The sequence below is a fragment of the Bradyrhizobium sp. USDA 4461 genome, assembly GCF_054055655.1.
In genome coordinates this window covers 596,182-609,497 of the sequence record NZ_JBSRXM010000001.1, presented here as the reverse complement: position 1 = coordinate 609,497, position 13,316 = coordinate 596,182, and the positions used below count along the sequence as shown (strand labels likewise).

General features: G+C 65.6%; 14 protein-coding genes. 7 read left to right on the top strand and 7 right to left on the bottom strand.

The features are described 5' to 3' along the window. Window positions 1–1,125 carry a M48 family metallopeptidase gene (locus tag ACVINW_RS02920; RefSeq protein ID WP_456749917.1) on the top strand — a complete coding sequence of 375 codons (1,125 nt, stop codon included), beginning with the start codon at window positions 1–3 and terminating at the stop codon, window positions 1,123–1,125. A 105-nt stretch (window positions 1,126–1,230) separates the two neighbouring features. On the opposite strand, the gene ACVINW_RS02915 is transcribed toward ACVINW_RS02920, so the two are convergent. Continuing rightward, complete coding sequence (locus ACVINW_RS02915) at window positions 1,231–2,379, bottom strand: ABC transporter substrate-binding protein (RefSeq protein WP_456749916.1); 1,149 nt, start codon at window positions 2,377–2,379, stop codon at window positions 1,231–1,233. A gap of 359 nt (window positions 2,380–2,738) precedes the next feature. On the opposite strand from ACVINW_RS02915, the gene ACVINW_RS02910 reads away from it, so the two are divergent. Further along, window positions 2,739–2,951, top strand: a complete 213-nt coding sequence (locus ACVINW_RS02910; protein ID WP_456749915.1) for a hypothetical protein — start codon at window positions 2,739–2,741, stop codon at window positions 2,949–2,951. A gap of 18 nt (window positions 2,952–2,969) precedes the next feature. Here the strand turns inward: ACVINW_RS02910 and ACVINW_RS02905 are convergent, their stop codons facing one another. The 4 genes from ACVINW_RS02905 to ACVINW_RS02890 all read right to left on the bottom strand — a co-directional run bounded on the left by ACVINW_RS02905 (window position 2,970) and on the right by ACVINW_RS02890 (window position 7,133). Continuing rightward, window positions 2,970–3,965 (bottom strand): LysR family transcriptional regulator, encoded by a 996-nt coding sequence (locus ACVINW_RS02905; RefSeq protein WP_456749914.1) that lies wholly within the window; start codon window positions 3,963–3,965, stop codon window positions 2,970–2,972. 87 nt (window positions 3,966–4,052) lie between these two features. Further along, window positions 4,053–5,084, bottom strand: a complete 1,032-nt coding sequence (locus ACVINW_RS02900; protein WP_456749913.1) for a MerR family transcriptional regulator — start codon at window positions 5,082–5,084, stop codon at window positions 4,053–4,055. Window positions 5,085–5,643: 559 nt separating this feature from the next. Then, on the bottom strand, window positions 5,644–6,444 hold the full coding sequence (locus ACVINW_RS02895; RefSeq protein WP_456749912.1) for a DUF2927 domain-containing protein: 801 nt from the start codon (window positions 6,442–6,444) through the stop codon (window positions 5,644–5,646). Window positions 6,445–6,551: 107 nt separating this feature from the next. After that, a complete protein-coding gene (locus ACVINW_RS02890; protein ID WP_456749911.1) occupies window positions 6,552–7,133 on the bottom strand; it encodes a L,D-transpeptidase in 582 nt (193 codons plus the stop codon). Window positions 7,134–7,459: 326 nt separating this feature from the next. Here ACVINW_RS02890 and ACVINW_RS02885 point away from each other — a divergent pair, with 326 nt between their 5' ends. Both ACVINW_RS02885 and ACVINW_RS02880 read left to right on the top strand, forming a co-directional pair. Beyond that, complete coding sequence (locus tag ACVINW_RS02885) at window positions 7,460–9,007, top strand: acetolactate synthase large subunit (protein WP_456749910.1); 1,548 nt, start codon at window positions 7,460–7,462, stop codon at window positions 9,005–9,007. 52 nt (window positions 9,008–9,059) lie between these two features. Beyond that, the gene (locus tag ACVINW_RS02880) at window positions 9,060–9,596 is read left to right on the top strand and encodes a hypothetical protein (RefSeq protein WP_456749909.1); all 537 of its coding nucleotides are present in this window, start codon (window positions 9,060–9,062) and stop codon (window positions 9,594–9,596) included. Between the two features lie 386 nt (window positions 9,597–9,982). Here ACVINW_RS02880 and ACVINW_RS02875 read toward each other — a convergent pair whose 3' ends face one another. Continuing rightward, the gene (locus ACVINW_RS02875) at window positions 9,983–10,210 is read right to left on the bottom strand and encodes a hypothetical protein (RefSeq protein WP_456749908.1); all 228 of its coding nucleotides are present in this window, start codon (window positions 10,208–10,210) and stop codon (window positions 9,983–9,985) included. 182 nt (window positions 10,211–10,392) lie between these two features. On the opposite strand from ACVINW_RS02875, the gene ACVINW_RS02870 reads away from it, so the two are divergent. Next, window positions 10,393–10,533, top strand: coding sequence for a hypothetical protein (locus ACVINW_RS02870; RefSeq protein ID WP_456749907.1), 141 nt, complete (start codon window positions 10,393–10,395; stop codon window positions 10,531–10,533). A gap of 67 nt (window positions 10,534–10,600) precedes the next feature. Here the strand turns inward: ACVINW_RS02870 and ACVINW_RS02865 are convergent, their stop codons facing one another. Further along, on the bottom strand, window positions 10,601–10,972 hold the full coding sequence (locus ACVINW_RS02865) for a DUF4118 domain-containing protein (protein ID WP_456749906.1): 372 nt from the start codon (window positions 10,970–10,972) through the stop codon (window positions 10,601–10,603). A gap of 182 nt (window positions 10,973–11,154) precedes the next feature. On the opposite strand from ACVINW_RS02865, the gene ACVINW_RS02860 reads away from it, so the two are divergent. Both ACVINW_RS02860 and ACVINW_RS02855 read left to right on the top strand, forming a co-directional pair. Then, on the top strand, window positions 11,155–11,454 hold the full coding sequence (locus ACVINW_RS02860) for a hypothetical protein (protein WP_456749905.1): 300 nt from the start codon (window positions 11,155–11,157) through the stop codon (window positions 11,452–11,454). Between the two features lie 515 nt (window positions 11,455–11,969). Continuing rightward, window positions 11,970–13,301, top strand: coding sequence for a tyrosine-type recombinase/integrase (locus ACVINW_RS02855; protein ID WP_456749904.1), 1,332 nt, complete (start codon window positions 11,970–11,972; stop codon window positions 13,299–13,301). Window positions 13,302–13,316: the final 15 nt, after the last annotated feature.

Below are 13,316 nucleotides of genomic sequence, written 5' to 3'. Positions count from 1 at the left end.
ATGGAGTCCGATGCCGGCGCGGCCAACTCCGCAGCGCCGCCGGATCCCGGCGGCGTCTTCTTCGACGGCCTCTCGAACCGGCGGCGCGTCGTCGGGCTCAAGCTGACCGATGCGCTGGAGATCAGGCAGGATGCTGAGCTGCTCGCGCGCTGGGCGTTCCACGATATCCGCCGCGCCGACAGCCCATCCGGATTGTTGCGGCTGAGCTGCCAGAGCGCGCCATCTTTGGCGCGGCTCGAGATCCGCGATCTCCAGCTGATCGCCGAGCTTGTCGCGCGCTGCGATACGCTCGAGGCCGACCTGCCGAACCGCAGGGGCGTCGCCGCGATCGTCGGCTGGTCGCTCGCGGCCGCGGTGTCGATCGTGCTGGTGGTGCTGTTCGGCGTGCCGCTCGCCGCCGAGCGGTTGACGCCGCTGGTGCCGGAGTCCTTCGAGCGCCGGCTCGGCGATGTCGCGGAGGCGCAGGTCAAGGTGGTGTTCGACGGCAAGCCGTGCAGCAACGCGGCGGGACAGGCGGCCTTCGCGAAGCTGGTCGGCAAATTGCGGGACAGCGCAGGCCTCGACAATTCGGTGCATTCGGGCGTGCTGGCGACGTCGGTGCCGAATGCCTTCGCGCTGCCGGGCGGCAAGGTCTATCTGTTCGACGGGCTGCTGGAGAAGGCGGAAAACCCCGACGAGATCGCAGGCGTCCTGGCGCATGAGCTCGGCCATCTCCGGCATCGCGACAGCATGCGCGAGCTGATCCACAATGGCGGCACCTCGTTCCTGATCGGGCTGCTGTTCGGCGACGTCACGGGCTCCGGTGCGCTGATCTTCGCCTCGCGCTCGCTGGTCACGTCGTCCTATTCGCGCGACGCCGAGACCAATGCCGACACCTTTGCGATCGAAACCATGCACAAGCTAGGCCGTCCGGCGAAGCCGATGGGCGAACTGATGTTCCGTGTCACCGGCAAGGAAGGCGGCAAGGGCCTCTCGCTGGTCTCCAGCCATCCGCTGACCGAGGACCGCCTTGCGCGCATGGACAAGGCCGATGCCGGCATCCGGCCGAGCGGCCCGCCGCTGCTGTCACCGGCCGAATGGCAGGCACTGAAGGGCATCTGCGGATCGGGCAAGGGCAAGGTGTGAGGTAGGGATTTCGAGACCGGTAGCCCGGATGAAGCGCAGCGAAATCCGGGGCCGGTGCTCCCGAATTGCGCTTCGCTTCATCCGGGCTACGTCTTGTTGGACGTCCTACTTCACCAGCCGGAACTTGCCGCCGTCGACCTTGATCACGAATGCTGACCGCTCGTCATAGCCGTTGTGGTCGGTCGGGCTCATGGTGGAGAGGCCGTTGTTCAGATAGACGTCCTTGCCGCGTTCGAGCTCGTCGCGCAGCGCGGCGCGGAATTCCGGCGTTCCGGGCTTCGCCGTCTTCAGCGCGATGGCCGCCGCGCGCTGGAACAGCGTCACGGCGTCCCACAGATGCGCGCCGAAGATATTCGGCTTGTGCCCGTTGACCTTTTCGTAGGACGACACGAATGCGTCGCGCACCTGGCGGAACGGATCGTTCGCCGGCAGGTCGTCGGCGATGGTGAAGGCCTCGCCGGTGAACACCGCGCCCTCGACATTGGCGCCGCCGAGCTTGATGAATTCCTCCGACGCCACGCCATGGGTCTGGAAGATCTTGCCGGCATAGCCGCGGCTGCGCAGCGCTTCCTGCGGCAGCACGGCCGGCGTGCCGGCGGAGGCGATGAACACCGCCTCCGGGTTGGTCGCGATCACCTTCAGCGCCTGGCCCATCGCGCTGGTGTCGGCGCGGGCATAGACCTCATGGGTCGTGACTGTCAGGCCGAGGGTCGGCGCCAGCCGCGACACCTCGTTGTAGTAGCCTTCGCCGTAGCCGTCGGAGACGCCGATATAGCCCAGCGTCTTGACGCCGGACTTGGCGATGTATTTCAGGATCGCGGCCGCCATCAGATCGTCATTGGGCACCACCTTGAAGGCCCAGCGGCGGCGCTCGTCGATCGGTCGCACGATCGCAGTCGCCGCCGCGAGCGAGATGATCGGCGTCCTGGATTCGAAGGCGACGTCGAGCATCGGCATGGTCACGGGGGTGAGCGAGGAGCCGATCAGGATGTCGACGCCGTCCTGGATCACCAGGCGCCGCGCATTCTGCGTGCCCTTGGTGGGATCGGATTCGTCGTCGAGCGCGATATAGCTGACCTTCTCGCCGCCGATCTCCTTCGGCAGCGCCGCGATGGTGCGCATCTGCGGCTGGCCGAGCGCCGAGCCCGGTCCGGATGCCGACACCACGACGCCGACCTTGATGTCGGCCCGCGCGTCCGGCGCAATCAGGACGGCACCCGCGAGCACCCAGATTCCGGCCATCGCCAGCTTCATCGCAAATCCTCCCAGCAGGTTGCTTTTGTGCGACCGGATAGCCGGCCGCCGTCCCGCTCCGCATCATATTGATTCCGCAGGCTGTGTCTGTCCCCTTCGCGGGGGACATGATCGGCTGCCGCGGGGTCGCGAAACTTCGCGTTTACCACGTCCTTAAAGGCCGCGCGAACCAGTTTCCCTAAGCGGACGGCAACGACCTGCTGCTATCGATGGAGGAGAAGAGGGAGTACGAACCATGTTCAGCATTGTTCGGATCCTGGTTTTGATCGCATGTACGCATGCGGGATCCGCGTTCGCGGAAATGCCGTCTGACGGCTCGCGGCCTTTGCAAGCAATTGACGTCCAACTGGTCCACGTCGATGCGTGAGCCTCATCTGATCGCGCCCGAGCACGCACGCGCCATCTGCGAAGAGATCGGCGAGCGGCTGCGCCACGCCTTGCGCGGCGATTACGCCGATCTGCCGCCACGGCTGCAAGAACTCCTGGACGAGCTTGCTCTGCAGGATTGCGAGGCGCCGTCGCTGGTGCCGGCAATGGCTGATATGACGAGACCGGTGGTCGTGGCTGCCTAGGTCGTAGCCCTGCGCCGCTCACACGTTCTTCGCGACCTTGCGCGTCCGCGTCGGCCCGGCGCCGGCGATCGCCGGCTTGATATTCCACACCGCGCGCACCGCGGCGTAGGCGTGGGCGATCACCGGCTCCTGGCGGCGGGCGGCGAGGCTCGCGAAGGAGAGATCGCAGGTCAGCTTCACCCTATCGGCGATCACGAATTGATGCGGGCGCGCCATCCGCGGCGCCAGCACGCTGTCGCGCGCGAGGCTGAGGCAGAGGCCGGATTCGACAAAGTCGATCATCGCCTCCTCCTGGTCGGTGTAGCCGACGCGCTTCGGCAATGCGCCGAGCGGGCGGAAGACGTCGTCGAGCAGCCGCCGGTGACCGGAATGCGGCGGTGTCGCAAGCCAGGGCAGCTCGGCGAGCTCTGCCCAGCCTTTGCCGATCACCCGGTCCCGCCAGGCGATCGGCGCGATCACGCGGTAGTCGTAGCAGAGCAGCGGCGCCAGCTGGTAGCGGCCGTCGGCGATGGTCCGCTCGGTGAAGCTGTGATGGACCAGCTGCTCCGGCGGCGTGGCGTCGACATAGTAGCCGACGTCGAGTTCGCCCCTGCCGATCTGCGCCAGCACGTCGTCGCTCACGCCATGGCGCAGGAACACTTCGGTGCGTTGCGAGGACATCGCAAGGCTGCGCACGAACGGTCCGAGCCGGGTGAATTCGGGGTCGAGGATGGTGCCGACGCGCAAGGTGCCGCGCTGCGCCTCGTTCAGCTGATCCGCCATCGCCTTGAAGTCGGATGCCGCCGCCACCGCGCGGTGCGCCAGCGGCAGCAATGCGGCGCCGGCCTCGGTCAGCGTGAATCCGGCAGGCGTGCGGTTGAACAGCAGCAGCCCGGTGCTTTCCTCGAGCGCCTTCAGTTGCAGGCTGACCGCCGGCTGGGTCAGTTTCAGCATCGCGGCGGCGCGCGATACAGTGCCCTCACGGGCGACCGTGATGAAGCAACGCAAGGCCTGGGTACGGGGAAGCTCGCTCATTGTGCGAGCTTATAGCACAGTTTTTTGCCGCGCATCCGACCTGAGTCGTGCATTGTTGTATGATTATAATACAACTCATGCGAGAAGTCATGACGGCCGCCACGCGACCATGCCCGCAGTCCGCGCGCGCACCTCCGGCGCGGCGAGGCAGGTCGCGACCGCTTCATAGCCCAGCGCGCCCGGAATCGGCGCGACGCGGATCGGCGGGCTGTGGTTGGCAGGGCACAGGATGATCGCGTCGTCGTCACCGACCGCGTCGAGATCCAGGATCGCGTTGGAGCGCGTCAGGAAGAACAGCGGCCGCGCCTCCGGCCCACGCCGGCGCAGATGCGCGATCACGGCTTCCTGGCTCGACGCATCGAGCCCGTGCTCAAGCATGTCGATCACCGGGATCGCGCCGTCGCAGGCCTCGAGCGCCGCGAGCAGGGTGAGCAGCGCCGGCGAGTCCGTTGCGCCGTCGGCGAGCAGGACGGCAAGGCTCGCCTCGACCCTCGCTTTGTGCGCCGGGTCGGCATCGAGCCGCGCACGAACCGCCGCGCCGCCGTCGGCAGTGCGGTCGAGCCCCATGAAGCTGGCGCCCGGCAGCGCGTCCGCGAGCCGCTGCGCGAGGCGCGTCTTGCCGCTGCCGAGCGGGCCGACGATGTAATTCAGCCGCTTGATCTCGCGCAGCTCGAAGCGCTCACCGCCCCACGGCCACGGCAGATCGAACGCGACGCCGGTCGCCGGCCGCGCTCTGACGGCACCGATCAGGTCGCGCGTCGCGGGCAGCTTGCCGCCGCCGAGGTCGGTGCGCAGCCGGCGTATTCTGGCGATGCTGTCGCCGCATTGGCGGATGCGCGCTTCGAGCGTGGCCTCGTGCGCGGCCAGCACGCGGCCGAGCACGACGGCGTCGCCGTCCAGGATCCGCGCGACTTCGCTGACGCCGAGGCCGAGCGCGCGCAGCTCGACGATCTCGGCACCGCGCGCCATCTCGGCCGGGCCATAGGCGCGCCATCCCGCCGGCGTGCGGCCGGGTGCAATCAGGCCGCGTTCCTCATAGAGGCGGAGCGCCTTCGCGGAAATGCCGAGCTGCCTTGCAGCTTCGGACGGACTGAGGAAACGGGCGGCAGCAGCATTCATCGAATCACCTCGCGTCATCTGACCGCGTCTCTATGGAGGCGGCCGCAGGGGCAGGGTCAAGCGGGGAGGTCGGTGATTCCGCATCCTGCGGAGTGAACAGTAAGGTGAGCACGCTGCACAGGCTCCCTCTCCCACGCAACCGGGGTCTACCCCGGTTGCGCATCATAAATTCGCGCAAGTCGGGCAAGCCCGACTTGCCGGCGGGAGAGGGCGGGGAGAGGGGGTGGCCCCGGGCGAACTGATCGATCAGCGCATCGCTTTGGCAACTTGTTGGCTTGTCGTCGAGTCGAATCCGGAGAGTGCACGTCGTGTGGCGCCCCTCTCCCTAACCCTCTCCCGCAAGGGGAGAGGGAACCCTACTGCCGGTGCTCGCCTCACGCGCGCGTGAGCGCGAAGCTGCGTCCGCATCCTCAGCCGTCATCGCCCGGCTCGACCGGGCGATCCAGTACGCCGCGGCTTCTCGGTTCAAGCACTGCTGCCTCTGGAATACTGGATCACCCGCTTTCGCGGGTGATGACATCTTCATGTGTTGCGAGCGTTGGCGTCTGTCACAGTACCCTCACTCCAGATGGTTCACCTTCGCCACCCAGGCGCGGACGTCGGTGAGCACGGCGGGCAGCACGGCCTTGACCTCCTGCACGGTCATGCCGGGCTTGATGCGGGGGTCGTAGAGCAGGTTGAGCAGATATTGGTCGTAGACGTCGAAGAAGCCCATCGAGACGCTGTCGTTGAACATGGTCCACGGCACGGTCGCGGTGTCGTTGATCGGGCCGAGCGACTGCAACAGCTCTTCATAGGCGCAGTCGAGGAAGACGAAATCGCCATTGTCGACGGTGAGGATCACGTCGGAATGCTCGATCTCGTAATTCTCGTTCTTGCGGAAGCCGGACAGGCATTGCGGATCGAGCGAGGAGCGGATCTCCCTGGCGCGCTCCTGGCCGTAGAAGGTCGCGATGGTGCGGTAGAGCTCGCGGTCGCGCACCAGCTTGACCACGACATTGGCGGCGTCCTGGTCGTCGGTCATCGCGATGTCGAGATGCTGCACCCGGGCGCGGATGTCGGCGACGACCTTGCCGAGCTGCGCCTTGCGGTCGGCGCGGCTGCCGTCGGCGAACACGCGCACCGGTCGGTCGTATTTGCGGATGCGATCGACCCGTCCGGCAAGATGATACTCGGCGCCGAACGCGGTCTTCAGGAAGCCTTCGACGATCTCGGCGTCGGTGAAGACCTTCTTCTCGTTGCGCTGGCGCGCCGCGATCGCCGGCACCTCGGTCGCGGCTGCGGGCACTGTGGTGTCGACGAGGCACGCAGCGAGCACTGCGGCGAGAAGGAACAGGATCGAGAGGCGGGGCTGGGACATCGTGACAACGCTGCCGCAAGCTCTGCGGCAGCGCAAGCCGTGATCAAGGCGGCGCCATCAGTTGGAGTGCCGGATCGCCGCGCCGGATTCCGGCGAAATCGGCGCGATCAGTTCTTCACCACCACAGTGGTGCCGACCGAGACCCGATCATAGAGGTCCTGGACGTCCTCGTTGGTCATGCGGAAGCAGCCCGACGAGACCGCCTGGCCGATCGTCTCCGGCTCGTTCGAGCCGTGGATGCGGTAGAGCGTCGAGCCGAGATACATCGCGCGCGCGCCGAGCGGGTTCTCGATGCCGCCGTTCATGTGGCGCGGCAGATCGGGGCGGCGGCGCAGCATCTGCGAGGGCGGCGTCCAGGACGGCCATTCCTTCTTCGCGGAGATGCGGTGGACACCGCTCCAGCGGAAGCCGTCGCGGCCGACGCCGATGCCGTAGCGCAGCGCCATGCCGTTGCCCTGCACCAGATAGAGCCGGCGTTCGGCGGTATTCACCACGATGGTGCCGGGAGCGTAATTGGTCGGGTAGTTGACGGTGGTGCGCGGGATCGGACTTGCGCCGCCTCCGCCGCTACCGCCGAAGAAGGGCGAGTTGTCACCGTTGTAGCCCCGGGAGTCGAAGAACTGGGCCTGGGCCTGGCCGGCAGCTGCCAGGATCGTGAGCGCGGCAAACATCAAGGCAATCGGGCGCATGGTCGTCGTCCTCGCGAACAATCAAATATCTCTCAGAGAGGCCACAATTGCCGGCGTTTCGCAAGCGACGAAGCGGTGACATCAGGCACTTTCCGGCAACACGGTTTAAAAAGGCAACAGACCGCAGGCGATACCTGCATTGTCCGGTCAAGCCTTTGACGAAGCGGATGAAGAATGGTTGATCTGGAGCGATTTCAAACGAAGTGGGTACCGGTTCGCGTAAAGAAAACGCGACCAAACAAAAGGATAAGACCATGATCTGATTCAACCGGATCAGCTCATGGTCTGGAGTGACCTCAAGAACACCGCGGAACGGGAGCGAGAGTATGAATGGTGCGGAAAGTCTGGTGCGGACATTGGTCGCAGGCGGCGTGGATGTCTGTTTTACCAACCCGGGCACCTCGGAGATGCATTTCGTCGCGGCGCTGGACAAGGTTCCGGGCATGCGCTGCGTGCTCGGCCTGTTCGAAGGCGTGGTGACGGGGGCTGCCGACGGCTATTTCCGCATGAAGGGAACGCCGGCCTCGACGCTGCTGCATCTCGGGCCCGGCCTCGCCAACGGCCTTGCCAATCTGCACAACGCCAAGAAGGCGCATTCCGGCATCGTCAACATCGTCGGCCAGCATGCCACCTACCATATCGGTTACAACGCACCGCTGACCTCGGACATCGAGGGCCTGGCACGGCCGATGTCGTCCTGGGTCCGCACCTCGCCGGATGCCAGGTCGGTCGCCGCCGACGGCGCGGCCGCGATCGCCGCCGCCAAGAGCGCGCCGCCGCAGATCGCAACCCTGATCCTGCCGGCCGATACCGCCTGGAACGAGGCCGACGGTATCGCCGACGTGCCGGTGGACACGCAGCGCCCAAGCTACTCGCCGCAGGCGGTCGACACCGCAGCAAAGATCCTGCACGGCGATGCCGCGCACACGCTGCTGCTCGTCACCGGCAGCGCGCTGAGCGAGCACGGACTGGCGCTCGCCGAGCGCATCGCCGGCAAGACCGGCTGCACCGTGATGGGCCAGACCTATCACCCGCGCATGGCGCGCGGCCGCGGCCGCTTCTCGATCAACCGGATTCCCTATGTGATCGAGCAGGCGCTGCCGATCCTGAAGAATTTCCGTCACATCGTGCTGGTCGAGGCCAACGATCCGGTGGCGTTCTTCGCCTATCCGAACAAGCCGAGCATGCTGAAGGCGGAAGGCTGCGAGGTGCATCGCATGACCGCCTGGGGCGAGAATTCGGTCGCCGCCCTCGAGGCGCTGGCCAATGCGCTGCATGCGACGGCAAAGGACGTCAAGCCGCAGCAGCATCCGGAGCTGGTCAAGCCGACCGGCGCGCTCAACCACGGCTCGATCGCGCAGGCGATCGCCTGTGCCATCCCCGACAACGCCATCATGGTGGACGAGTCCGTCACCACCGGCCGCGGCTTCTTCCCGCCGACGGCGGGGGCCGCGCCGCACGACTGGTTGCAGAACATGGGCGGCTCGATCGGCTTCTCGACTCCGGTCGCGACCGGCGCGGCGGTCGCCTGTCCGGACCGCAAGGTGATCTGCATGGTCGGCGACGGCAGCGCGATGTACACGATCCAGTCGCTGTGGACGCAGGCGCGCGAAGGGCTCAACGTCGTGACCATCGTGTTCGCCAACCGGATCTACCAGATCCTGCGCGGCGAGTTCGACGGCGTCGGCGCCGGCGAGCCGGGCAAGCGGGCGCAGGACATGCTGAAGATCGACCGGCCGACGCTCGACTTCGTCGCGCTCGCCAGGGGCATGGGTGTGCCGGCGGTGGCGGTCACATCAGCGGACGAGTTCAACAAGGCGCTCGCGGACGTGGTCGCCGAACCGGGGCCGCGGTTGATCGAAGTGCAGATGTAGCAGCGCAATCTCAAACGGCCGTGGCGGCGGTCCAGTCCAGTCGGAGGCGCCAATGCAGACCGAGCTGAACAAGGTGATCGCCGCCGTCGCGGAGTTCTATGCGCAGGAGACGTTCCTGCTGGAGCGCGATCTCGGCGAGCGAACGCTTACTCACCGCCTGGCGGTCTATGTCGAGCGGCAGTTTCCGGGCTGGCAGGTCGATTGCAACTACGACCGGCTCGGCGAGCGCACGCTGCGGCTGCCGCGGGGCTCGGGGAGCTCGACCGATGACCATCTCGGCAAGTCGATCTACCCTGATATCGTCGTGCACCAGCGCGACATCCCGAACAATCTGCTCGCCATCGAGCTGCGCAAGGACAGCAATCACCAACCGCTCGAGCACGATCAGCGCAAGCTGCAGGCGCTGACCGACCCGAATGTCTGGTTTGCCTATGCGATGGGTGTTCTCGTGATCGTCGGGCCGAACGGCGTGAGCTCGTCCGAGGTCTATGCCGGCGGCATCATCGACAGCGCCGCGTCGCGCTGGTTTGCGGAGCGGCTGCGAGAGAGCGGGGTTGGGCAGAAGCGCGACGACGGCGCGCAGCGTTAAGTCTGTCGCATGATTCCTTCCGCGCATCGCGGTGATAGCCCGTTTGGATCATGCGCCACCCCTGCACGCGCGGCAGAACAGAAGGCGCGGGAGGTGGAGCAATTCCTGGAGCCGGTGGTCATTTTTCAGAACGATCCAATGGCGGTGCGGATTATCGGCTCTGCGCCTCTTTCGCTCCCTCTCCCGCACTTCAATTTCGCTGGTCCAGCTCTCGACTGGGCCAGGCTTCACTGTTTCAAGCCGGCGGCGCAGTTGAATGCGACGTCACAGGCCGAGGCAGCATCCGCACCGGGACAGTGAAAAGGCCGCCTGCGGGCGGCCTTTCCTTCAGGTGTCGATTTCCTTAGGCGGCAATGTCCGGCATCGCCGCGGACGATTGTTTCTGTTTATTGCTTGGCCGCATCGTCGCCGGTCGTTGCGGCGCCGGCCTTGGTGCTCGATTTCTTGGCGGCCTTCCTGGCTTTCTTCTTCGGCGCCATCTTGGTCGCCTCGCCCTTGGTTGCCGTGTCTCCGCTCTGCGCGGCCGGGGCCGCGCTGCCGCCCGCCTTGTCCTGCGCGAGCGCGGTGGACGAGACGAAGGCAAGCGCCGTGGCGGCGAGGATCAATGTTCGCATCGGATGGTTCTCCCAAGTTGGTTCCTATCGGGCCCTCAACGGGACAGAATGTCGCAGGGTTCCGCGGCACCGATCAGCAGTCCGTGAGCCGGGCGTGAACGGCGCGGCGCGCCGCACAAGCGCGGAACCCGGGAACCATGATGCGCGTTGTGTTGCGGGCAGGAGTTCCGAGGAGAGACGCCATGCGCTGGCGGTCAATGACGGAAACCACCAACATTGTGCTCGACACCACCCCGGAGAACACATTCTACGCGGTGGGCTGGACGGTCAGCGGCGTGGCGACGCTCGCCACCATCGTCGCGGTCTGGATGTTCGGCATCTGAAGGCAGGCGGTCCGTCCGTGCAAACAATCGGCGCGCCGGTACCGGCGGGCCGACGCGCGGTGACCGCTTACTTCCGCAGGATGGCCAGCGCTTCCCGGTAGAGCTGCGAGAAACTGACCAGGAGCGCGCTCGACAGCAGGAACATCGCCATGCTGTCGTAGTCGTCGGCGGTCGGCCAGGAGAACTCGAAATAAGGCGGCATGAACGCCCACCAGACGATCGGAACCGTAATGATCGTTGCAAAGGCGCCGGCCGGTGCGCCGCCCGCCAGTCCGGCGATCAGGATCGCCGGCACGAAGCCCGCGAAATAGAGCTGCATGCCGAAGCTTGCGAACATCTCCTGCGTGGCGGTAGCCAGCACCACGGCCAGCAATGCGACGACGAAGGTCGACAGCGACCACGGTCGCAGCTTCAGAATGTAATCATTGCCCTTGCGCATCGAGACGTCCCGGCCCCCTCGCGAGTTCCGGGAAGGTAGCCGAGGAGGCCTGCAAACAAAACCCCGTATGACTCCGTGGGGCAGGATTGTGTGCGATACAGTGAAAAGGAACCGGCCCGGTCAAGCCGCTGCCGCATTGTCGCGCTTATTGCATTGCGGCAGGGTGATGGTGGGACAACACGATGCTCGAGCTCCTGATTGTCGTTCTCGTCGCCGGGATCGGGTTCGTATCGGGGTATGGCGTCCGCGCGCTGATCTCGTTCCGCAAACGCCGGTCACCGCCGCGCGGACGCGCGCCGCGGCTTCGGGCCGCGAATGACGACATCTCCGCGCGCGGCTGGTCCCGGTCGACCGGCATCCAAGGCGCCGATCAAGCCGCCCCGCCATCCGACGAACTCGACGGCGCCGTGCGCGACCTGCTCGGCGAGCTCAGCCGGCGCACAGCCAACCCGTCACCCACGCCGCAGCGCCGCCGGCAGTGAGCCGGGAATGCCGGCCGCTCCTTTGCATGGGGTTGTTTTCGACATTTTTGATGAGGCGGTGCCGACGGGGCACCGGCACCGGAATGTCGACCATCGTCCGACCTGACGGTTCGGGAAGGGATCAGGCGGTTCAGGCAGGGGAATGGTGGACGCACAAGGGATCGAACCTTGGACCTCTCCCGTGTGAACCACAATCTGTAGATCCAGGTTGACCCAACGCGGCCATAGTGTTGTCGCAATAATTCATTATAATGCAGTAGCTTATGGCCGTTTGAGCCTCACGGGGCCATAAGCGGCCATACCGCATTTTGTGTGCCCCCGTTGTGCCCGCCGCAGATTTTCCCTTGGGGCACACAAATCGGGGAGGGATCTGTGCTCCCTCTGTTCTTCAAGGCGCCGTTCTTCCGCGCTGGTGTGCCCCGGGGCGGAAAAGCGAAGGAAAGTCAACGCAAGCTTCCCGTCGCTTGGATGATCCGGGCGTCTTCGGGGCACACCTCGATAGGAGCGCAAGGGCCATGCCGGAGCCTACCAACCAGCTGACACTCACCGATGCAGTAATCCGTAGCGCCACGGTGCCGCCGGGCAAGGCACAGCATTATCTCCACGACGACAAGCTGCCCGGCCTCGCCCTGCGCATGCGCATCACCGGCGGCCGGACTTGGGTCTACCTCTTCACCAAGCCGGGGGTGAGAGGAACCCAGCGCAAGACCCTCGGACCATGGCCCAAGTACAACGAGAAGGCCGCGCGCAAGGCCGCCACCATTGCCGCAGGCGAGGTGTTCAAGGGCATGGACCCAAACGACGCGAAACGCGAGGCGAGGCGACAACAGGCGGTTGAAAAGCAGCGCACGATGCTGGCCGACCTCATCGTTGAAGATGGTCCTTACCAGATGTCATTGACGGGACGGCAGGTCGTCAACTGGAAGCCGGCAATGTCGGCGCTGCGGCGCGGGCTCAAGGAGCACGCCGAGAATGGCGTGGGGGACCTGACGCGCCGGCAAATCATGGCGGCAGTCGACCGGGTCGCCAAAACCGGCAAGCGGGGCGCGGCCAAGGACCTGCGCAAGCACACCCACACCTTCCTCGAATGGTGCGTTGGCGAGGGCTACGTCGACCACAATGTGCTTGCCGGTTATCGCGAGCCTAAGGAAACCCGTGCGCAAAGGATTGGGCGCCGAACGAAGGGCCGTGCTTTGACCGATGAAGAAATCATCAAATTCTGGCACGCATCCGGCAAGCTCGGGACCTTCGGGCTTCTGGCAAGGACGTGCCTGCTCGGTGGTCCGCGCCGGAGCGAGCCAACCATGATCGAGTGGTCGAAGCACGTCATGGAGGATCGCATTACGTTCGATGCGGCATGGACTAAGATGGGCCTACACCACGATGTACCGCGTACTCACCTCGTTGATGAGGTGCTCGCGGCCGCGAAACATTTTCAGCGCGCCACGTCCGACTACGTCTTCCCGTCACCAAAAACCGGTGGGCAGATGTCCGGCTTCACCAAGATGGTCAACCGCCTGGTCAAGGAGGCGGGTGTCGCAAAATTCACCATGCATGACTTACGGCGCAGTCTGCGCACCATCATGTCCCGCTGTGGCTACGACAATGAGATCCAGCGGCTGTGTGTCGGGCAAAAGCCAAGTGGAATCGATCAGGTCTACAATCACGACGAACAGTGGATCATTCGCAAGATGGCATTCGAAGCGGCTCATGATTACATCGCGGAGCTGGTCGGCGCGATACGGGTTGGCAAGGCCGTGCGCCTGCGGAGAACAAACCCGCTCGATCCTATCAAGGCCGAGCTACTCGGCCGTCTCCGGGAACACTATGCGGCTGAGATGGCTTAGTGGTTTTGTCGCATC